The following is a 19804-nucleotide window of genomic DNA, read 5'->3' as shown; positions in this document are numbered from 1 at the left end:
GGGGCGGGTCCGGGTGGGGATGGCGGCGCAGCCGGCCGAGCGGCCGGGCGGGTGCTTGTGACCTCGGATGCCGCAGGGAGCGCCGGCAAGGCCGTCAGGTCGTTGCCGGACCGGCCTCGCCGCTGGCCGGTGCTGGCGATCTGCTGCATGAGCGTGTTCGTCGTCGGTATCGACATGACGATCGTGAACGTGGCCCTGCCGGTGATCCGGCGCGGCCTGGGCGCATCGGTCAGCGGCCTGCAGTGGACCATCGACGCCTACACGCTGGTCATCGCCTGCCTGCTGCCGATGTCGGGGTCGATGGCCGACCGGCTCGGCCGCCGCCGCGCGTTCCAGGCGGGACTGGTGCTGTTCTCGGCAGGCTCGCTGCTGTGCTCGCTGGCGCCCGGCCTGGGCTGGCTGATCGCCTTCCGCGCCGTGCAGGCCGCCGGCGGCTCACTGCTGAACCCGGTGGCGATGGCGATCATCGTCACCGTCTTCCCCGAGCCGGGGGAGCGGGCGCGCGCGGTGGGGGTGTGGGGGTCGGTGGCCGGGCTGAGCCTGGCGGCCGGTCCGGTCCTGGGCGGCTTTCTGGTCGGCGCGCTGGGCTGGCGGTCCATCTTCTGGATCAACGTTCCCGCGGGGATCGCCGCGATCGCGCTGACCCGGCGCTTCGTGCCCGAGTCCAGGTCCGCGCGTCCCCGCCGCCTGGACCCCCTCGGCCAGGCGCTGGTCGTCGTGCTGCTGGTCTCGGTCACGGCCGCGATCATCGAAGGGCCGCGGCCGGGATGGTCCTCGGCGCCGATCATCACGCTGTGCGTGGTCGCGGCGGCGAGCGCGGCGGCGCTGGTGGCGGCCGAGACCCGTCACCGCGAACCCCTGATCGACATGCGGTTGTTCCGCAACGCGCCGTTCTGCGGAGCCATGCTCATCGCGATGGCCTACTCCGCCGCCCTCGGCGGCTTCCTGTTCCTCAACACCCTTTACCTGCAGGACGTCCGTGGCGACAGCGCGCTGGGCGCCGGGGTGCGGACGATCCCGATGGCCGTCGCGCTCGCGGTGTCGGCCACCGTGTCCGGACGGCTCGTCGCGGCGAAGGGCCCCCGGCTGCCCCTCGTGCTGGCCGGAACGCTGCAGACGACCGGGGCGCTGATGTTCCTGCGGCTGGACGCGCACACCCCGGCCGCCTACCTGGTCGGCGCCTACATCGTCATCGGCACCGGATTCGGGCTGGTCACCGGCCCGGTCACCGGCATCGCCATGTCGGGCCTGCCGGCCGACCAGGCGGGCATGGCCGCGGCCCTGACCTCGACCGGCCGCCAGTTCGGCGCGGCCGCCGGCGTCGCGGTGACCGGGTCGGTCATCGCCGCCCACGCCGGTACCGCCTTCGTGGCCGCCGGTCATCTGGCCTGGTCGGTCATCGCCGGCTGCGCCGCGGTCGTGCCGGCGGCCGGTGCGGTCGTGACCAGCCGATGGGCGACACGGACCGCACGGCGCGGTCCTTGCTGAGGCCCGACGCCCCCGCACAGCCGCGGCGACCGTAGAGGGCGCGGCGGGGCGTCTGCTCGTGCGGTGCGGGCCCGCTGAACGCGATCACCCCGGCGAGGTTCACGACCGTGCCTTAGGTCGTGGCCGTCGGCGGCGAGACCTTGGTGATGTCGCCCGGGGTCCCGGTAGCGCTGACGAAATTTCGGTCGGATAAGACCGCAGCCCCAGGGCGGGGAGTCGCTCGCCGATGCCGAGTGCCGGGGAACCCGCGCCTACGGCGCCTTGAGGGTGCCGGTGGTCGCGGTATCGCGGGTTCGGCGGTGTGCGCTCAGCACCGAGTCGAGCAGGCCGGGGAACAGCGCGTCGAGGTCCTCTCGGCGCAGCCGTACCAGCCGGGATCGGCCCTGCACCTTCGTCCACGTCACGCCGGCCTCGCGCAGCACCCGGTAGTGGTGCGACAGCGTCGTCTGATGCACGTCGATCTCGGCGCCGATCGCGTTGCAGAAGTCCTCGCCCATCTGGTCGAGCCGCAGGACCAGGTCCAGCCGCACCGGATCGGCCAGAGCGCGCAGCACCTCCACCAGCCGGATGGCCTCGGCCGCCGGCTGTGACACCTCACGCATCGCCGCCCCCCGTGTTCCGCACACCCGCACGCTACCAACTCATTGATATATGGACAACCATCCATGTATCGCTTAGGGTTCCGCTCGGTACTTCCGAGGCCCCTCTGGAAAGGCGGCACCATCTGGTGTTGAAACGACTTCTTCCGCTGGCCCTGGCGACCTTCGCCGTCGGCACCGACAGCTACGTCATCGCCGGCCTGCTCCCGGCCATCGCCACCGACCTGCAGGTCTCCACGCCCGCCGCCGGGCAGCTGGTGACGGTGTTCGCCTTGGTGATGGCCCTGTCGGCGCCCGTCATGGGCGCGCTCACCAGTGGGCTGGACAGGCGGTCCGCGCTGCTGATCGCGTTGAGCGTCTTCGTGGCCGGCAACGCCGTCACCGCCCTGGGCACCGGCTACGAGGTAGTGATGATCGCTCGCGTCGTCACCGCGGCCGGGGCCGGGATGATCAACTCCGCCGCCGCCAGCACCGCGGGGGCCATCGCACCCCCCGAACGCCGAGGCAGGGCCCTGGCCTTGGTATTGGGCGGCCTCACCTTGGCCACGGCGTTGGGCCTTCCCCTCGGCACGCTGATCGGCCGTACCGACTGGCACATCACCCTGTGGGCCGTCGCCGGGATCGGCCTCGCCGCGCTCCTGGGAATCGCCGCCGGCCTGCCCAAGGTGACGCTCCCCGCCGCCACACTGGGCGACCGGCTGCGCCCGCTCAAGCAGGGCCGGGTCCTCGCGCTGCTGGCCGTCACCACACTGGTCTTCCTCGGCGCCTACACCCTCTACACCTACATCGGCCCGGCCCTGCAGGATGCGACCGGCGGCTCCCCATCGCGGCTCACCGTCATCCTGCTGGCCTGGGGGACCGGCGTCCTGGCCGGAAACCTCATCGCCGGACGGCTGGTCGACCGGCACGACCCCGCGCACGTGCTGACCGGCCCGCTCATCATCGCCGCCATCGCCCTTGCCCTCACTCCGGTGGCGACCGCCACGCTTGCGTCCACCCTGGCATGGGCCGCGATCTGGGGCGCGGCCCTGGGCGTCGTCGTCGTGCCCCAACAGCACCGGCTCATCGCCCTCAGCCCGGCCGCAGCACCGGTTCTGCTCGGCCTCAACTCCTCGGCCATCTACGTCGGCATCGCCCTCGGCGGCGGCCTGGGCGGACTGGCCCAGGAGTGGTTCGCCATCGCGCCCGCCGCGCTGGGGCCGCCGGCCGCCGGTGTCACGACCCTGGCGCTGCTCTACCACCTGGCAACCGCACGCCACCGCGCGCCCACAGCACCCCGGCCGACCCCCGCCACCCCGGAGAAGACCCAGGCGTAACGCCCTGCCGAGGCCCGCCACGAGCCCCGGAGCCGTTCCCGGTTCCAGGGCCCGGCCCCGGCCTGGTGGTGCTGGTCACGCAGCGAGGCCGAGTTGGCGCAGTTCTGCAACACCCGCGGCTCCAACCCCGGTTGCTCAGCCACTCCGGCCACCGCGGCGGCCGGCGCAGAGACGACCTCGCCGGGCACGAACGAGCGGTCTCGGCGGCGCGGCCATGCCTGCGGGCCGGCCGAGGCCGGCCCGGCGCGCCTCCCGGAGATCCCCGCAGCAGGATTGTCACCCCGCACCGGTAGAACAGAGCCAGACGAAGGAGGGCGAAACGATGTCGATGCGCCGGTTCGAACGGGCGATGGCGATGATGCGCGAAACCGATCCGCGGCACCGGGAGAACGGCTTCGACTTCCTGCGCGAACACGCGGACGCCTACGTGGCGCAACTGGCGGTCGAGTTCGGCCGCGAAAGCGACCTGGACCTGCGCTGCCTGCTGCTGGAACTGCTCGCCGAGGCCCGCTCCCCGCAGGCGCTGGAGATCCTGTCCGCCCAGCTGGCCAGCGATGAGGAGCCCCTGCGCTTTTGGGCCGTGCGCGGCCTGGAGATGCTCGACACCCGCCAGGCCCGCGCGGTGCTCGAGCAGGCCGAAGCCGACGGCCAGCTCGTCTGAACCCGGCGCCCGAGCGCCTTGCGAGGCGACCACCGTCACCCGCGGATCCGGATCGGCCGGTCGGAGGCCGCAGGCGCCGCGCCCTGCGACCGGCCCGGCGACGCGGTCAGGCCTGGGTGAGCAGTGAGTCATAGGCGGCGGAGGCCTGGCGGCCGGACATGAAGGCCAGGAAGTCGCGGACGAATTCACCGGGGGTGTAGCGGTCGCGTTCGGCGTTCACATCGCGGGTGAACGCGGTGCGAAACAGCGCCTGGTGCTCGGCGGCGCTGATGGTGCGGTCACCGTCCTTGTCGGCGACGTCGAACAGGACCTCGGCGACCCTGATCAACGCCGGCCCGGCCAGGGACGACGCCGCGGCCGCGTACTCCTGACGGGTGACACGCCCGTCCCCGTCGGCGTCCAGCGCGGCCAGCAGCTCGCGCCACCAGCCGGCGTAGGCCTCGTACAGGCGGTCCTCGTGCTGCTCGTCCAGGTCGAGCCGGGTGGCGATCTCGCGGGCCATGGCCGCCAGGTCGGGCCAGTCCAGATGACCGTCCCCGGTCTGGTCCAGCACCTCGGCGAAGAACCGGTCCGCGGACCGCTCGGCCGCGCTCTCACGGGGCAGGGGCGCCACCAGGCGCAGCAGCGCCGCGGCCCGCCCCGCCCTGCCGCGCAGCGAGGACACCGGGTTCGGCCCCAGATCGGCCCGCCCGGGATCCAAAAGCCCCAGCATCGTGTCGGTCCGGGTCCACGACGAGGGGAGCAGCCGGGTCGCCAGGCCCGTGCCCACATGGACACCACGCGACAGCACCTGCGCGCCCGGGACCTCCCCGAGCCCGGCCTGCCGCCGGAACGCCTCCGGCAGCGACCCGACGATGACCGCGGTGGCCACCGGAGCGGCCACCGCCCGCCCCACCGCCCACACCGCCGGACGACCGCGCAGCAGCGGCGGCGCCGGCACCTGGGCGAACAGCCGGTACAACACGATCTGAAGGGCCTCGGTGTTCTCCAACCCCCCGGCGATCATGCCGTCGTAATAGGGCCAGAACTCCGCCGGCGTGGCGGGCAGCGCATCGGCGTCGCCTTCGATCAGGGCCAGTATGGCCCGGAAATCCCCGTACAGCCGCCGCATGGCCGCCCCGTCCAGGGACTCACCGCTCAGCCGCGACAGCGTCACCGTCGACTCGAACAGCGTCGCCATCACCCACGCCCGCGCCTCGGGGTCCAGCGCGCTGTAGGGACGGCCCTGGCCGTCGGTGCCGGAGATGCGCCGGTGCAGGCGGTTGAGGCGGGCCGCCTCACGCACGCGGACCTCCTCGTCGGCGTCCAGCATCCGCCGTACGCTGTCCAGGGTGTTGCGCATCCGCCGCCAGGGATGCGCCATGAAGGTCGAGTTGTCGATGAGCGCGGCACCGATCTGCGGATGGGCCGCCTCCAGCACGGTCGCGCGCACGACCGCCAGCCCCCAGCGGGCGTCCTGGCTGTAGCGGTACAGCAGCGTGTGGGGGCCGAGGGCGGCGGGGGAGAGGGGGGAGGGGGCGCTCATCGATGACCTCTTTCCAGGGCGGCCGGCGCGGGGACTCCCCCGAAGCGGCGTTGGCGACGGCGGTAGGTGTCCAGGCACTCCCAAAAGTGCGCCGCCCGGAAATCGGGCCACAGCACACTAGGGAAGATCCATTCGGCGTAGGCGACCTGCCAGAGCATGAAGTTGGAGATCCGCTGCTCGCCCGAGGTACGGATCACCAAATCCACGTCCGGGGTATCGGGATACGGCAGATACCGGGCGAAACTGGCTTCGGTGACGTCCTCGGCCCGGACCCGGCCGCGGATGAGCGAGCGCGCCGCCTCGACGATGTCGCGCCGCCCCCCGTGATCGAAGGCGACGGTCAGCGTCATCCGCCTGTTGCCGCCGGTCAGCTCCATCAGATCGGCGATGTCACGCGCGAGCCCCGGCGGGATCCGGGGATACGCGACCCCCAGGAAACGGCAGCGGATCCCGCGCGCGTGCAGCACCGGCGCATGCCTGCGCAACGTCCCGCGCACCAGCCGCATGAGGAAGTCGACCTCACCGCCCGGACGGCTCCAGTTCTCGGTCGAGAAGGCGTACAGGCTCAGCCACTGCACACCCGCCCCCCGCGCCGCCTCGATCACATCGATCACCGCGGCCTCCGCAGCCCGGTGCCCGTCGGTCCGGGGCCGCGACCGCAGCGCGGCCCACCGGCCGTTGCCGTCCATCACACACGCCACATGACGGGGCACGCCCACGCTGCTCAAACGCCCTCCACGGCTAACGACCGGCTCTGCGAGCAGCGCCCGGCCGGTGACCACTGCACCCTGCCCTGGCCGCTCCACACCCCCTCTACCCAACACCAAGATAGCTACACTGGGTAGCAAACGATTCACATAGAGAAGTCACGGGAGGTCGTGCTCTGGCGGGGGACGGGCCGCCTGCGGCCACGCACGAGCCCCACGGCTCCACCACAGACCCGCGTCAGCCGCCGCTCCCGTACGGCAGCGATGCCGCCCTCACCACGCACCAGGCCTGACGGCTGCCGCCAGCCGATCAAGAGCGAGCCGCCGACACAGGCGACGGGGGAGGAGCGACGGGTCAGCCCAGCTGGACGCCAACGTCCTCACCGGCACGGACCGGCCGGACCCGCCCTTGTCCCGGTGCCGCTTCGGAGCATGCGCAGACACCCTCGACCAACCCGAAGCGGCGCCACATTCCGCCGGGAACCGCCTCCCGCACCGGTCATCCGGTCGCAGGTTCCGGGCGGTCGATGCGGTAGACGTAGTGGCGCGGATCGTCGATCGGATTGTCGGGAGACAGCTCGCCCTCGCCGATGCGCCGGAGACCCGCCTTCTCCAGCGCTCGCCAGGAGGCGACGTTGCCGGCCACGACCGGCACGATGACGCACGTGGCCGTGGGCAGTTCCTCCCAGGTCCGCTCCAGCATGGAGCGGATCATCAAGGTGCCGAGGCCCCGGCCCACCCGGCCGGGGTCGCCGATCAGGTAGTCGATCTCCAGCGCGCCCTCGGGGACCTGGACGATCTCGCCGAGCGGGACCAGATCCTCGGGGTAGTCGGCCAGCCACGCCCGCTGCACCAGGCCGAACGGAGCGCCGTCCAGGAAGGCCAAGAGGTCTTCACCCGGCTCCTCACCACGGGTACCGGGACCGAAATCGCGGACCACCGCCTCCATCGAGGTCTCATGGTTCCACCAGCGCGCCACGTGCGGCTGCTCCAGCCAGCCCTTCAAGAGCGGGAAGTCCTGCTCGCCCAGCGCACGAAAGGTGATCATCGGGAAGCTCCTCGGGCGAGACGACGACGGTAGTAGCGGGCCTGACGGTCACGGTGACCGCACGAGGGATCGCACCAGCGCCGGCGTGGATGGTTTTTGACGAAGAACATCGAGCACCCCGGGCCCGGGCAGCGGCGAAGACGCTCCGCCCGAGGGCCGGTCAGCAGTTCGATACAGCAGGTGGCGATGCGCCCAAGTACCGCGTCCGGCCCGCGGACGGTGTCCATCCAACGGGAGACGGGCGCCCCCGCGGCCCAATCGAGCCGCAGGACGGTCGGCGCCGCGGCGGCGAACTCGTTCAGGCATTGCACCGCCCCGGACTCCGCCGGTCGCGCTTCGACCGCGGCGGACAGCACGGCGTGAACCGCGTCGCGCAGAGCCCTGATCCGTTCACCGTCCTCGCCCATCGCGCCGTTCGCCCGATGCCCCGTCTCCGCGAACCAAAGGTCGATCCACTCAGGGACGCGTAGGTAGTCGACCGGATCGCCCAGGCCGTACAGGGTGTTGGCGAACTCCACCGAGAGCGGCTCCGTCCCCAGGATCGGGAACTCCACAGCGACCATATGCTGACGCTAACAGGACCACGCAAACGTCAGCATCTCTATTTCTCGCCGACCACGGCGACTCCACCACCCGACGGCCCGACCAGGCGACACACTCACAAAAGCATCCACCTCGAGCGGAAACGGGGGACAGGCAACCCCAAGGACCCGGGGGAGCGGCCGCCAGACACCGATGTTCTTCTGCCATGCTTCCGACATGGTCGAGATGATCGGACGCTACCGGCTTGTTCGACAGCTGGGCCAAGGCGGCATGGGAACCGTATGGCTCGCCGAAGACAACACCGGACAACGCGCCGCAGTGAAGGTCATCAACACCGACCTGGCACGCGAACCCCAATTCCGGGAACGCTTCCGGCAAGAGGTGCACGCCGCACAGCGAGTACGGCGCTTTTGCACCGCACCGGTCCTGGACGCCGGCCTCGACCAGGACCCCCTATGGGTGGCCACCGACTACATCGACGGCCCGACCCTCCACCAAGCGGTCACCGCCCACGGCCCGCTGCGCGGCGCCGACCTCGACGCACTCGCCGTCGGCATCGCGACGGCCCTGACCGCCATCCACCAGGCCCAGATCATCCACCGGGACCTCAAACCCTCCAACGTCCTGCTGTCACCGGTCGGCCCCCGCGTCATCGACTTCGGCATCGCCCGCGCCCTCGACGCCACCACCCGGCTCACACGCACAGGAACCGTCATCGGCACCCCCGGCTACATCGCACCCGAACTCCTCGCCGGCGCACACCCGCTCCCCGCCGCAGACGTCTTCTGCTGGGGCGCCGTCATCGCCTACGCGGGCACCGGCCGCCCCGCCTTCACCGCGAACAACGGCACCGAGATCAACGACCGCGTCCAGCACGCCGAACCCGACCTGGACGGCCTCGAACCCCACCTTCGCCGACTCGCCGCCCGCGCCCTCGCCAAAGACCCGGCCGCCCGCCCCACCGTTCCCCAACTGCTCGCCGAACTCACCGGCCCGCCGCCCACCCCGCCCCAGTACCACGACCCCCGCACCCGCCACCTGACGACACCCCACGATTCCCGCGCCGCCCGGCACATCGCCCCCTACGCGGCCCTGACCGCGATCCTGCTCCTCACGACCGGCGCCGTCGCACTGACCCTGACCGCATCCGACGCGAACACCGCAACCAAAGACCGGCCCGCGGCGGCACCGCCCACCACCGCCACCACAACACCGGCACCGCCCACCAGCACGCAACCGGCCACCACACCCACCCCGCGGCCGCCCGCCCTCGGCCCGGGCCCCATCACCAACACCGCCAGCGGACTGTGCATCGACACCGACGGCCCCCAAGGCCCCGGCGTCGGAGTACAGGTCCGCGACTGCGGCAACTTCAGCGGCCAGCAATGGCGCTACGACCAGGCCACCCACCACCTCACCAACCCGCCCAGCGGACTGTGCCTGGACACCGCCGGCGCCCCCGCCGGGGGAGTCGGCGCGATCTTGAACCGGTGCGGGAACCGCACCGGCCAAGGATGGCGCCACGACCCCGCGACCGGCCGGCTCACCAACCTCAGCAGCGGACTGTGCCTGGACACCTCCCGGCCTGCGGCGCCCTTCGTCGCCCTGGTGCTCAGGCCGTGCGGCGGCGGCACCGGCCAGGACTGGCGCGGATGACCCGGCCAGGGGACGCGCCGCAGCAGGCCTGGCGGAACGGGCCGACCGGACATCGTCCGCCGGACAGGCGGATCCGACCCTGATGTAAACCATACAGAATCCACCTTCTGTACGGTTTAGCATCTTTCGTCCGTTTTCTGGGCCGGGCGGGGATGTCGGTGGCCCGCCCTACGATCCTCGCGGAGGTGACCCATGACGAGCCAGGAACTGTTCGACCACGTCGGCGAGGTCGTGCGGGGATCGACGCCGCCGGCCCTGGGCGCCCTGCACCTGCGGGTGCACGGACGGGGGATCAAAGCATGGCTCGGCGGCCCCGAGCCGGCCCGCGAGCACTACGAGGCGCAGCTGATCGGCGCCGACCTGGTCGCGGGCGCGGCCGCGCAGGCACTGGAGATCGGTTTTCACGCCGAGCACCGCCAGGAGGCCGACAACGAGGCGGTGCTGGTGCGGCTGCGCGCGGCCGAGGGCGTGTGGCGCGGCGCGCTGGGCCTCGAGCCGGTCGCCGGGGCGTTCCTGGGGCGTGACGGCTGGCGGCGGGTGTCGGAGGTCTGGCCTGATCCGGATCTGCGGGGCGCCGATGTGGCGTTCGAGATCGGTGTGCGGCTGATGGAGTACATGCGGGCGCTCGAGCCGCACCGCGCGCCGGTGGCGGGCCGGTCGGTGTGACGAGGGCGGGTGGGGTGTCCCGGTCGGGTGTCCGTTTCACCCCCTCTTCGGATGATCTCTCCTTGGTCGATAATGTACATTATGTTAAGTAGAGCAGCTTCGGGTGGTTTCGCCCTGTTCTGGCTCCTCGGAGAGAAACCCCTCGAGCGGTGGCCCTACCCCGCCCTTGCCCCGCCGGGCCGGCGACCGCGCGCCCGTCCGCTGCCTGCGCCCGGCCCCTTCCGCCACCCTCGCTGCGCGCCGCGGCGCCATCGCCTCGCGTCGCGGCCTCCTTCCGCAGGCCGGCTCGGTCCGGCTGTGCGCTTGTTCAACGGCCGCCTGTTCAGCGGCCATCGTGCTCACACCGGTCGCCTCGTCGCCCTTGATCCGGCCGGTGTTCTGCGCGGCGGGTCTGCTCGCGCTTCGGTGGCCGCCGCGTCGAGTGCCGGCCGCGCGTTCTGGTCGTTCAAGGGGCGGGCTGCCGCACCTCTCCCCCGTCGGCGAACTCCTCACTATCGACATTTGCGACATTGAGGCCGATCGGTGCTGCTTGACCGCTTCGCTGGCCTGGACTTTCAACGCGCGGGCCGCTGCTGCTTCCACTCCCCCGAGCCGCCCGGCGGACCGCACCCGCTCGGCCTCGTTCCGTGCGGATCTTTGGCCGGCGGCGCGGTCGTGCCGGCCGGGCGATCGGTCAAAGCGCGTCGTGGGATGTAATGCGGGCCCTCCTGCCGACCAAGAAGGAGAAAGACCGGCTACCGGAAGGTGCAGTGGATGTCGGACGGCTCTTCGAAAGCCTCCTCGCAAGCCGGGGATCTCCAGCAGGTCATGCGCGATCCGGCGGCCTTCGAGGTGTTCTACCGGCGTCATGTCGCCGCGGTCGGCCGGTTCATGGCGCGGCGGGTGGGTGATCCGCACACCGTCGATGATCTGACCACCGAGGTCTTCCTGGCGGCCATCGACGGTGCCGGTGGTTATCGGTCCGAGCTGGGTGGTGAGCTGGCGTGGTTGTTCGGGATAGCCCGCAACGTGGTGGCGGCCGAGCGGCGCCGTGCCGCGCGGGAGGTGCGCAAGAGCGGCCGTGCGGGAGGCCGCCGGTGGCTGGACTCCGACGACATCGCCCGTTTGGAGGAGCGTATCGATGCCGAGCGGGACGCCCGGCGGCTTCTGGCGGCCATGACCGGTCTTCCCAAGGGGTTGCGGGCGATCGCCGAGCTCGTCGACGTCGACGGGCTGGCGGTGGCCGAGGCGGCCGCCGTGCTGGGCATACGTGTGGGCACCGCGCGGGTTCGTCTGCATCGTGCCCACCGTCTGCTTCAAGGCGCGCCCCGTGCCGAAACCGTCACGAGTCTGGATGGAGCATCCTGATGACCGGTACCGAGCCACTGGCCGGCTTCGAAGAGCGGCGCCTGGTCGAACTCAAGGGGTATCTCGCGGCCCATGCCGGCGGTCGGCGGGTGCGCCGGTTCCGGGCGCCGCGCCGCCGTCTCGTCCTGGCCGCCGGTGCGGTCGCCGGTGTCTGTGCCGCGATGGCGGTCGTCTTGCAGGGCGGCGCCGAGCCGGCTTATGCCGTCACCGGGGACGCCCGGGGGGTCGTGGTCATCACTCTGCGCGATTTCAGGGACGCGCCCGCTTTGAGTGAGCGGTTGCGTGAGCTGGGTGTGCCCGCCGTCGTCGACAACGTCCCGTATGGCAAATGGTGCAGGGAGCCTCGTGGTGTCTATGTTCAGGACGTCCCGCCGGGTCTCTACAGTGCGCCTGCCAATATCCCTGGTGATGGTTCCGGTTCCGGTTGGCAGATGCGCATCGATACCCGGTTGTTCAGGCCCGGTCAGACGTTCGTGTGGACGATGTCGGCGTCCCCTGATGGGGGTAGTTCCACCAGCACCATCTTGATGCAGGGTCCTGTCGCTGCCTGCGTGCTTGTTCCCAAGCCGGCTCCTTAGTGGGCGGCCGTTGGGCTGGTCCGGTTCCGCTGGGGTGTGCGGTGTGGAGGATGGTGGCGTATAGGTTGGGGCGGGAAGGGTTATACGGCGGCGTATATCGGGGTGGGAGGCATCGTGGGCGCTGCTCGTACACCGCGTGGCCGGTGGGTGCAAGAGGGGCTGCGGGTGCTGGCCGAGGGCGGCCCGGACGCGGTGCGGGTCGAGGCGCTGGCCAAGCGCCTGGGCGTCACCAAGGGTGGTTTCTATGGGTATTTCGCCGATCGGGACGCGTTGCTGGAGGCGATGCTGGACGCCTGGGAGCGTGAGTGCACCGATGAGGTGATCGAGCGGGTGGGGCGTGAGGAGGGCGATGTGATGGCGCGGGCGCGGCTGGCGGGCGCGCTCACCTTCTCCGGTGACCGGCTGCTGCCCATCGATCTTGCGGTGCGGGACTGGGCGCGGCGTGACGAGGCGGTCGCGGCGCGGCTGCGGCGGGTCGACGACCGGCGGATGGCGTTGCTGCGCGAGGCGATCGGTTCGTTCTGCGATGATCCGGCCGAGGTCGAGGCGCGCAGCCTGATCGCCTTCTGTGTGGCGATCGGGCACCATTTCCTGGCCGCCGGTCATGAGGGCCGTTCGCGGGCCGAGGTGCTGGACCGCGCCGCGGCGCTGGTCTTCGGCCGGTAGCGGGCGCCGGTGGGCTGGTGGCGGGTCGACGCCGACACTTTGGCGCAGAGCCGGTTCGTGGTGTCGCCGCTGGCCGAGACGGTGGCGTGTGTGAAGGTGCTGGCGGGCGGGTCGGCGTCGCATCCGGGCGAGCGGGCCTGGTTGGGAGAGCATCTGCCGGCCTACCGTGAGCGGCTGGCGGGTGATCCGGTGGCGGCGGCGCTGGTGCGGGCGGGGCTGTGCGGGGGCTGGAACGCCACGTTCCTCACTCCCCCGCCGGGCGGTGAGGCGTCTTTCGAGCGTGAGGTGGCGCTGGTGGGCGCGGTGGCGGCGGAGGCGGCGCGCGCGGATCTGCGGGTGGCGCTGGGCGGCCCGCTGCCTGCCGGGTTGTGCCGTGATGATCTGCCCGGGCGGGCGGCGGAGCTGCTGGAGTGGGTGTGGCGGCAGGCGGTGCGGCCGTCGTGGGAGCGGCGCCGGCGGGTGCTGGAGGCCGATGTGCTGGTGCGGGTCGAGCGGCTGGGCCGGGGCGGCTGGGCGGCGGCGCTGGAGGGGACGCGGTCGGGGCTGCGCTGGCTCGGGGACGGCCGGTTGCAGATAGGGGTGCACGAGCAGCTGCCGCGCCAGGTGAGCGGGGCGCGTCTGGTGTTCGTGCCGGTGACGCCGGACCGTTCGTGGGTGGCGTGGGACCGGTCGGGGCGGTCGGCGGTGGTGTATCCGTGCGCGGGGGTGCTGGCGGGGCGGGAGCGGGTGCCCGGCGGGCTGGCCCGGCTGCTGGGTGCGGGGCGGGCGCAGGTGCTGGTGCTGCTGGAGTCGCCCAAGAGCAGTACGCAGCTGGTGGCGTTGACGGGTCAGGGGCTGGGGTCGGTGGGGCGTCATCTGCGGGTGCTGCTGGAGGCGGGGCTGGTGCGGCGCCGCCGCGCGGGCCGGTCGGTGCTGTACTCCTGGACGCAGGCCGGTGAGGTGCTGGTGCGGGCGCAGCGGGACCGGTGAGCGCGGGCAGGTCGGTGCGGGCAAGTCTTGGTCCGGGGCGGAGTTGCGGGTGGGCGCGGCCCGGGTATGGCGGGCGCGGGTGTGCAGATCTGCTCGTTGGCGGTGGGGTTTCCCGGGCGGCCGTGGGCAGCGCCGTATGAGGGGGACTCGATGACGTCATCGGAGCGTTCCGAGCCGGAACCCGCGCCGGAGCCGGAGGGCGGGGTGTCGCGGGTGGAGCGGTCGCGCCGCGGCGGGCGGCGCGGGTTCGCGGCCGATCTGCGCGACGCGGTGAGCCCGCGGGCGGCGCTGCTGGTGGCGGGTGTGCTGGTGGTGCAGCTGGCGTTCGTGCTGTCCTACATCGGGGCGTTCCACGCTCCCGCTCCGCACCGTGTCCCGGTGGCGGTCGCCGCGCCTTCGGCGCAGGCGGGCGCGCAGGTGGTGGAGCGGGTGAACAAGCTGCCGGGGACGCCGGTGGACGCCCGCGTGGTCGCCGGGCCAGGGCAGGCCCGTGCCCGGGTGCTGGACCGCAGTGTCCAGGCCGCCCTGGTGATCGATCCGCAGGGCAGGTCCGACACGCTGCTGGTGGCCACCGCCGGCGGCCCGGCGGGCCCGGCCGCGGTGGAGCAGCTGGCGCGGCGGCTGGAGGGCGCCGAAAAGCGTGCGATCACCGTGAACGATCTGCGGCCGCCTTCGCGCAACGACGCGCGGGGCCTGTCGTCGTTCTACCTGGTGCTGGGGTGGATGATCGGCGGCTACCTGGCGGCGGCGCTGCTGGCCCAGGCCGGCGGTGCGCGCCCGGCGAACCTGAACCGCATGCTGATCCGGCTGGGGACGCTGGCGCTGTACGCGGTGGTGTCGGGTCTTGGCGGCGCGCTGATCGCGGGGCCGCTGTTCGGCGCGTTGAACGGCCATTTTCTGCAGTTGTGGGCGATCGGCGCGCTGGTGGTGTTCGCCGCGGGCGCCTCCACGGCCGCGATGCAGATCCTGCTGGGCACACTGGGCATCGGCGTGGCGATCCTGCTGTACGTGGTACTGGGCAATCCGAGTGCGGGCGGCCCGTATCCGCCCGAGCTGATGCCGGCGTTCTGGCGGGTGATCGGCCCGTGGCTGCCGCCGGGCGCGGGGACGGCGCTGGTGCGCAACACCGTCTACTTCCACGGTCACGCCACCGGCGGCCCGTGGCTGGTGCTGGCGTCGTACGCGGTGGCCGGGACGATGGTGTCGATCGCGGTGTCGGCGCTGATGCGGCGCCGCCGGCGGCAGCGGGGCGGGCATTCGCGGGCACGGGCCTGAGGTGCCCTCCCCCGTTTTATCGCCTTGCTTGTGGTGCGGGGGCCGGGAGTAGGGTCGAGGGCATGACATGGCGACATTGACGCTCACCTGAGTCCAGGCTGGCCCGCCGGTTGTACGCGGGCGCGTTCCTGGAAGACTTCGTGCTGCTGTACCCGGTGTACGCGGTGCTGTTCGCCGATGCCGGGCTGTCCCCCGCGGCGATCTCTTCGCTTTTTGTGATCTGGTCGGTGTCGTCGCTGGCGTTCGAGGTGCCGTCGGGGCTGTGGGCCGATGTGTGCTCGCGGCGCCGCCTGCTGGCGGCCGCTCCGCTGCTGAGGGGCGCGGGTTTCGCGCTGTGGACGTGCCTGCCGGTGTATCCGGCGTTCGCGGCCGGTTTCGTGCTGTGGGGCGCGGGGTCGTCGCTGCGGTCGGGGGCGTTGCAGGCGCTGGTGTACGAGGAGCTGGCGCGGATCGGGGCGGCCGGGTCGTACGCGCGGGTGATGGGGCGGGCGCGGGCCCTTGGCACGACGGCGGTGATGGCCGCCTCGGCCGCGGCGGCGCCGGTGATGGCGGCGGGCGGCTACCGCGCGGTGGGCGTGGCCAGCGTCGCGGTGTGCGTGGCGGTGTCGGTGGTGATGGGCACGCTGCCCGAGTCGCGCGGCGTGCCGTCCGCGCCCGCGGATGAGGTGGAGGGGTCCGGGGGGCGCGGGCGGGGTGCGGCGGTGTGGCGGGAGGGCCGGCGGCAGGTCGCGCAGGTCGCCGGGGTGCGCGGCGCGCTGGTGGTGCTGGCCGCGCTGACGTGGGTGTCGACGCTGGACGAGTACCTGCCGCTGCTGGCGTTGGCGACCGGTGCGGGCGCCGCGGCGGTCCCGCTGCTGGTGCTGGTGGTCACCGCCGGGATGACCGTCGGCGGGTGGTGCGCCGGGCGCGGCGCGCACCGGCTGGCGGGGCTGCTGGGTGCGGCGGCGGTGTGCCTGGCGGCCGGGGCGCTCAGCGGCAGCCCGGCCGGGATGGTGGCGGTGGCGGTGGCGGTGGCGTTCGGGGTGTTCCAGTGGGCGCTGGCGATCGCCGACGCCCGGCTGCAGGATCGCGTCCAGGACGGGGCGCGGGCGACGGTGACGTCGATGGCGGGGTTCGGGCAGGAGGCGGTGGCGGTGCTGGCCTACGCCGGGTACGCGCTCGGGTCGGTGTGGGCGGGTCCGGGGGTGCTGTTCGCGGTGGCGGCGCTGCCCTACGCGGTGCTGGCGGTGGCGCTGGGCGTCTTTGGGCGCGGTGTCCCTGGGCGCGCGGCCCGCCGCCGCCGGTAGGGGGCGGCGCGGGGTCCTGCATGGACGTGCCGGTGCGGGGTAAAGCGCGATCAGTGTGAACGTCAAGTCCCCTCCGGAAGGAGCCACTGATGAAGCCGGGCATGCGCAAGCTGCCTTCGGCCCTGAAACACGCCCCGGGCGCCGCGGCGGACCTGCTGCGCCGTGCGCGCGGCCTGTCCCCGCGCCGGGGCGCCGCAGAGCCGGCGGACGAGCCCGCGAACGGCCGCAGGATCGGGCGCAGGAAGCGCCGCTCCCCCGCCAAGAACGGGCCGGCGGCCAAGAGCGGGTCCTCGGCCGGGCCCACGGCCGCCAAGGCCAAGGGCAAGGCCAAGGCCAAGAAGAAGGTCGTGTCGGCGCCGGTGGCCAAGAGCACGGCCTCGGCCAGGCCCTCTCCCGCCAAGGAGGCGGCCAAGGGTCCGGTGAAGAGCACGCCGAAGGCGTCGCCCAAGCCGTCCCCGGCCCCGGCGAAGGCCGCCGGCAAGGGCGCGGCCCCCTCCCCTGCCAAGGCGCAGGACGCGCCGGAGACCAAGCCGGCCAAACAGCAGGCGGCCGAGAAGGCCGAAGGCGCGTCAGCGGCCGGGACCTCCACGACCTCCACGTCCTCGCAGAAGGCCGCCGAGCCCGAGAAGCCCAAGCCTGCAAAGCCCGAGGCGGCGGCTGTGGAGGAGCTGGTGGAGTCGGCCGACAAGCAGGAGCTGTACCGCCGGGCGCAGGAGCTGGACATCGCGGGCCGGTCGAAGATGAGCAAGCTGGAGCTGGCCGAGGCGATCCGTAAGGCGGGCGGGTAGCAGGGGCTCGGGGGACGCTGAAAAGGGGGGCTGCAGGACCGATCGGTCCTGCAGCCCCCCTTTTCAGCGTCGGGTCTTCGGTGCCGGGCGGCGGGTCAGTCCGGCAGCAGGGGCCCCAGGGGGCCCAGGTCGAGGTTGAGGTCCTCGTCGGACAGGTCGAAGTGGTCCTTCAGGTGGGTCATGGCCTCTTCCAGCCGCATGAGGGCCACGCCGAGGCGTTCGGTCTCCTCGTCGGTGAGGGTGCCGCCCTCGACCCGGCGCAGGGCCTGGCGTTCCATGAGCTGGCGGATGAGCTCCACCAGGGTGAGCACGAGTTTGACCAGGCCGCGTTCGACGTTCTCGGGGTCGGCGCGCAGCCGCTGCATGACGCCGGTGCGCACGGGCGCGGCCCGGACCGGGGCATCGTCGGCGTCGGCGTGGGCGGTGCGGCCGCTGACGATGGCGTCGGTGACCGGGTCGCCCAGGGCGGGGGCGCGGACGGTGACCTCGCCCGCGACCGGGCGGCCGGGTTCGGCGGGTCGGCGTGTCATGACAGGTCCTCCTCCCCTACCAGGCCGGCGGTCGCCGGTTCCTGTTCGGCGACGGCGTCGCGGACGGCGGTGACCAGCGCGCGCAGCGACACGTGCACCAGGTCGATCTCGGCGATGGAGATGACCAGGTCGCCGGTGATGACCACACCGCCGGCCAGCAGCCGGTCCAGCAGGTCCACCAGTGCCACGCGCTCGGTGGGCGGGCCGGGGCGGGCGTCCCAGCCGCCGTGGTCCCAGGCGACGCTCATGCGCGGTCCCCGCCGCCCCCGCCGCCTCCGCCGCTGCCGCCGGGGTCTGCGGTGTCGATGAAGGAGTAGGGGGGCCAGGGGCCGGTCACCTCGACGCCGAGGCCGGGCGTGCGGTCGCCGATGGCGGTGGCCAGGCCGGTGAACCCGGCGGCCTGGTCGTCTTCCAGCAGGTAGGCGACGTTGAGGATCGGCACGCCGGGGTGGCCCGACAGGCGCGGGTCCTGCGGCGGGTGCTGGCGGGCGGCGACGGCCAGCGGGGCGAGCTCGTTGTGGATCGCCTGGGCCTGCGCGGCGACGCGGCGGGTGGCGTCCTCGCGGCTGCGGCGCTGCTGCTGGCGCCGGCGCAGGTAGGCCGTGCCCACTCCGCCGCCGGTCCCGGCCGCGCCGCCGGCGTCGGCGGGCGCGGCGGGCGGCTCGGGGTCGGGTTTGAGCGCCTCGGGGTAGGCGTAGACCTTCACGCCCCACTCCGAGCGGCCGGCGATGGTGTCGAGCATGGCGGAGAAGTCGTCGTGGCGGGCGGCCAGCAGCGCGGCGACGCGGTCGTCGTCGCGGTACAGGGTCGCGATGCGCACCGGCGCGGTCGCGGCGGCGCGGGCGGCGTGCCCGACGACGTCGTGGTGGGCGCGCGCGGTGGCCTCCAGCCAGTCCAGGTCCTCCAGGTTGGCGCGCAGCGCCTGCTCCCCGTACTCGGCGAGCGCGACCGTGGACACCAGCGCGGTCAGCCCGCCGGCGTGCAGGGCGCGCACCGGCGCGCCCGACACCCCCGCCAGGCCGGTCAGCGCGGCCGGGTCCAGGTCGCGCGCGACCCCGTACAGGTACACCGCGGTCGCGCCGGCCGCCGCGCCGCCGCCCGTGCCGTCATGTGTGCCGGTGTCCGCGCTGCCGGCCGCGCCCGCGCCGGCGGCGGGGCCGATCCCCCAGGCCTCAGTCACCGTCGTCCTTCCTGTCCTGCTTGCTGCTGCTGCCGCCGGCCGGGCGTGCCCGGCCGGCGGGCTCCTGCTGCCGTTCGCCGGTGCGCTCAGGGGCGCCCGCGTCCAGGGCGCGCGCCTCCAGCGCGGCCAGCCGCTCGCGCAGCTCGCGGTTCTCCTCGCGCAGCTCGCGCTCGGAGGAGGACGCCGCGGCCTGCTCGCGGGCCGCCTTGGACGACAGCGACGGGTCGTGCTCCCACCAGTCGATGCCCATCTCCTTGGCGCGGTCCACCGAGGCCACCAGCAGCCGCAGCTTGATGGTGAGCAGCTCGATGTCCAGCAGGTTGACCCGGATGTCACCGACGATGACGATGCCCTTGTCCAGGATGCGTTCCAGCAGGTCGGCCAGGTTCGCGCCCTGCGCGGGGCCGCCCGTCATGTCGCGGGCCGGGTTGCCGCGGCCGCCCGCCCAGGAGATATCGGTCAACGCTTGTCAGCTCCTTTCGACCCGGCCGCGCGGATAGCGCTGGGTGCGGCGGTAGGAGACCAGCTCGCCGTCCCCGTCGACCTCGGTCTGGTAGACCGCCAGGATGTCGGCGGAATCGGGGATGCGGCGGGTCTCCACCACCTCCACGGTGATGCGCCACCCCTCATCGGTGCGTTCCACGCCGATGACGCCCTGGGCGGTGCGCCCGGTCATCTCGGTGACGTGGTGGACCGCCCGTTTGGCGGCCTCGGACGCGCTGAGCATCGGTCATCCTCCCTGCGCGCGGCCCTCGTGCAGACGGGCGATCAGCTCCTCCTCCCGTGCGGCCGCCTCCTCCTCGGTGATCTCCCCGGCCGCGACCTCGTCGGCGATCTGCTGCATCTCCGCCGCGATCCGGCCGGGGTCGTACAGCTGCGCCTCGGCCTGCTCCTTCAGCACCTCGGCGAGCCACACCACCCCGCGCACGGGTGCGAGGGGCAGGGTCACCAGGCCGGTGAACAGTCCCATGCGGCT

At 73.0% G+C, this 19804-nt stretch carries 23 protein-coding genes; 12 read left to right on the top strand and 11 right to left on the bottom strand.

Going from position 1 to position 19804, the window contains the following annotated elements; genetic code table 11:
* Positions 1-147: 147 nt before the first annotated feature.
* Complete coding sequence (locus tag ACRB68_RS34295) at positions 148-1488, top strand: MFS transporter (RefSeq protein WP_153539975.1); 1341 nt, start codon at positions 148-150, stop codon at positions 1486-1488.
* A gap of 251 nt (positions 1489-1739) precedes the next feature.
* On the opposite strand, the gene ACRB68_RS34290 is transcribed toward ACRB68_RS34295, so the two are convergent.
* A complete protein-coding gene (locus ACRB68_RS34290; protein ID WP_153539973.1) occupies positions 1740-2090 on the bottom strand; it encodes an ArsR/SmtB family transcription factor in 351 nt (116 codons plus the stop codon).
* Positions 2091-2218: 128 nt separating this feature from the next.
* Here ACRB68_RS34290 and ACRB68_RS34285 point away from each other — a divergent pair, with 128 nt between their 5' ends.
* Together ACRB68_RS34285 and ACRB68_RS34280 are read left to right on the top strand one after the other, a co-directional pair.
* On the top strand, positions 2219-3403 hold the full coding sequence (locus tag ACRB68_RS34285; RefSeq protein WP_207709923.1) for an MFS transporter: 1185 nt from the start codon (positions 2219-2221) through the stop codon (positions 3401-3403).
* Positions 3404-3725: 322 nt separating this feature from the next.
* Positions 3726-4064 carry a HEAT repeat domain-containing protein gene (locus ACRB68_RS34280; RefSeq protein WP_153539971.1) on the top strand — a complete coding sequence of 113 codons (339 nt, stop codon included), beginning with the start codon at positions 3726-3728 and terminating at the stop codon, positions 4062-4064.
* A 106-nt stretch (positions 4065-4170) separates the two neighbouring features.
* Here the strand turns inward: ACRB68_RS34280 and ACRB68_RS34275 are convergent, their stop codons facing one another.
* The 4 genes from ACRB68_RS34275 to ACRB68_RS34260 form a co-directional block, all read right to left on the bottom strand.
* Complete coding sequence (locus ACRB68_RS34275; protein ID WP_153539969.1) at positions 4171-5589, bottom strand: oxygenase MpaB family protein; 1419 nt, start codon at positions 5587-5589, stop codon at positions 4171-4173.
* Positions 5586-6290 carry a polyprenyl diphosphate synthase gene (uppS, locus tag ACRB68_RS34270; RefSeq protein ID WP_328595244.1) on the bottom strand — a complete coding sequence of 235 codons (705 nt, stop codon included), beginning with the start codon at positions 6288-6290 and terminating at the stop codon, positions 5586-5588. The genes ACRB68_RS34275 and uppS overlap by 4 nt, the downstream gene beginning before the upstream one ends.
* A gap of 505 nt (positions 6291-6795) precedes the next feature.
* The gene (locus tag ACRB68_RS34265) at positions 6796-7344 is read right to left on the bottom strand and encodes a GNAT family N-acetyltransferase (protein ID WP_153539967.1); all 549 of its coding nucleotides are present in this window, start codon (positions 7342-7344) and stop codon (positions 6796-6798) included.
* Positions 7341-7907 (bottom strand): CGNR zinc finger domain-containing protein, encoded by a 567-nt coding sequence (locus ACRB68_RS34260; protein WP_153539966.1) that lies wholly within the window; start codon positions 7905-7907, stop codon positions 7341-7343. The genes ACRB68_RS34265 and ACRB68_RS34260 overlap by 4 nt, the downstream gene beginning before the upstream one ends.
* Positions 7908-8079: 172 nt before the next feature.
* Between ACRB68_RS34260 and ACRB68_RS34255 the strand changes: the two genes are divergently transcribed.
* The 9 genes from ACRB68_RS34255 to ACRB68_RS34215 all read left to right on the top strand — a co-directional run bounded on the left by ACRB68_RS34255 (position 8080) and on the right by ACRB68_RS34215 (position 17118).
* The gene (locus ACRB68_RS34255; protein ID WP_328595150.1) at positions 8080-9543 is read left to right on the top strand and encodes a serine/threonine protein kinase; all 1464 of its coding nucleotides are present in this window, start codon (positions 8080-8082) and stop codon (positions 9541-9543) included.
* 192 nt (positions 9544-9735) lie between these two features.
* Positions 9736-10209, top strand: coding sequence for a hypothetical protein (locus ACRB68_RS34250; protein ID WP_153539963.1), 474 nt, complete (start codon positions 9736-9738; stop codon positions 10207-10209).
* Between the two features lie 753 nt (positions 10210-10962).
* Positions 10963-11556: an RNA polymerase sigma factor gene (locus tag ACRB68_RS34245; RefSeq protein WP_207709921.1), complete on the top strand. Its 594-nt coding sequence runs from the start codon at positions 10963-10965 to the stop codon at positions 11554-11556.
* Positions 11556-12134, top strand: a complete 579-nt coding sequence (locus ACRB68_RS34240; protein WP_153539961.1) for a hypothetical protein — start codon at positions 11556-11558, stop codon at positions 12132-12134. Before ACRB68_RS34245 ends, ACRB68_RS34240 begins: the two co-directional genes overlap by 1 nt.
* Before the next feature lie 114 nt (positions 12135-12248).
* Entirely contained in the window at positions 12249-12800 is a 552-nt protein-coding gene (locus ACRB68_RS34235; RefSeq protein WP_328595149.1) for a TetR/AcrR family transcriptional regulator, read from the top strand.
* A 9-nt stretch (positions 12801-12809) separates the two neighbouring features.
* Complete coding sequence (locus tag ACRB68_RS34230; protein WP_328595148.1) at positions 12810-13769, top strand: ArsR/SmtB family transcription factor; 960 nt, start codon at positions 12810-12812, stop codon at positions 13767-13769.
* 150 nt (positions 13770-13919) lie between these two features.
* Positions 13920-15044 (top strand): DUF3533 domain-containing protein, encoded by a 1125-nt coding sequence (locus ACRB68_RS34225; protein WP_153539957.1) that lies wholly within the window; start codon positions 13920-13922, stop codon positions 15042-15044.
* Positions 15045-15184: 140 nt separating this feature from the next.
* Complete coding sequence (locus ACRB68_RS34220) at positions 15185-16330, top strand: MFS transporter (protein WP_328595147.1); 1146 nt, start codon at positions 15185-15187, stop codon at positions 16328-16330.
* 89 nt (positions 16331-16419) lie between these two features.
* Positions 16420-17118: a hypothetical protein gene (locus ACRB68_RS34215; RefSeq protein ID WP_153539953.1), complete on the top strand. Its 699-nt coding sequence runs from the start codon at positions 16420-16422 to the stop codon at positions 17116-17118.
* A 95-nt stretch (positions 17119-17213) separates the two neighbouring features.
* On the opposite strand, the gene ACRB68_RS41705 is transcribed toward ACRB68_RS34215, so the two are convergent.
* From ACRB68_RS41705 to ACRB68_RS34185, 6 genes are read right to left on the bottom strand one after another with little or no spacing between them, the layout of a single operon-like run.
* On the bottom strand, positions 17214-17648 hold the full coding sequence (locus tag ACRB68_RS41705; protein ID WP_194293560.1) for a gas vesicle protein K: 435 nt from the start codon (positions 17646-17648) through the stop codon (positions 17214-17216).
* Positions 17645-17896, bottom strand: a complete 252-nt coding sequence (locus ACRB68_RS34205) for a gas vesicle protein (protein ID WP_153539951.1) — start codon at positions 17894-17896, stop codon at positions 17645-17647. The genes ACRB68_RS41705 and ACRB68_RS34205 overlap by 4 nt, the downstream gene beginning before the upstream one ends.
* A complete protein-coding gene (locus tag ACRB68_RS34200) occupies positions 17893-18828 on the bottom strand; it encodes a GvpL/GvpF family gas vesicle protein (RefSeq protein ID WP_328595146.1) in 936 nt (311 codons plus the stop codon). The genes ACRB68_RS34205 and ACRB68_RS34200 overlap by 4 nt, the downstream gene beginning before the upstream one ends.
* Positions 18821-19291: a gas vesicle protein gene (locus ACRB68_RS34195; RefSeq protein ID WP_407924328.1), complete on the bottom strand. Its 471-nt coding sequence runs from the start codon at positions 19289-19291 to the stop codon at positions 18821-18823. Before ACRB68_RS34195 ends, ACRB68_RS34200 begins: the two co-directional genes overlap by 8 nt.
* A 6-nt stretch (positions 19292-19297) precedes the next feature.
* Positions 19298-19555: a gas vesicle protein GvpO gene (locus ACRB68_RS34190; RefSeq protein WP_153539949.1), complete on the bottom strand. Its 258-nt coding sequence runs from the start codon at positions 19553-19555 to the stop codon at positions 19298-19300.
* A 3-nt stretch (positions 19556-19558) separates the two neighbouring features.
* A complete protein-coding gene (locus ACRB68_RS34185) occupies positions 19559-19798 on the bottom strand; it encodes a gas vesicle protein GvpG (RefSeq protein ID WP_153539947.1) in 240 nt (79 codons plus the stop codon).
* Positions 19799-19804 lie beyond the last annotated feature (6 nt).

Origin of the sequence: Actinomadura macrotermitis (assembly GCF_009604375.1) — a bacterium.
Classification (GTDB): Bacteria; Actinomycetota; Actinomycetes; order Streptosporangiales; family Streptosporangiaceae; genus Spirillospora; species Spirillospora macrotermitis.
Note: the sequence above shows the minus strand (reverse complement) of the source record. Positions and strands in the feature narration are given on the sequence as shown.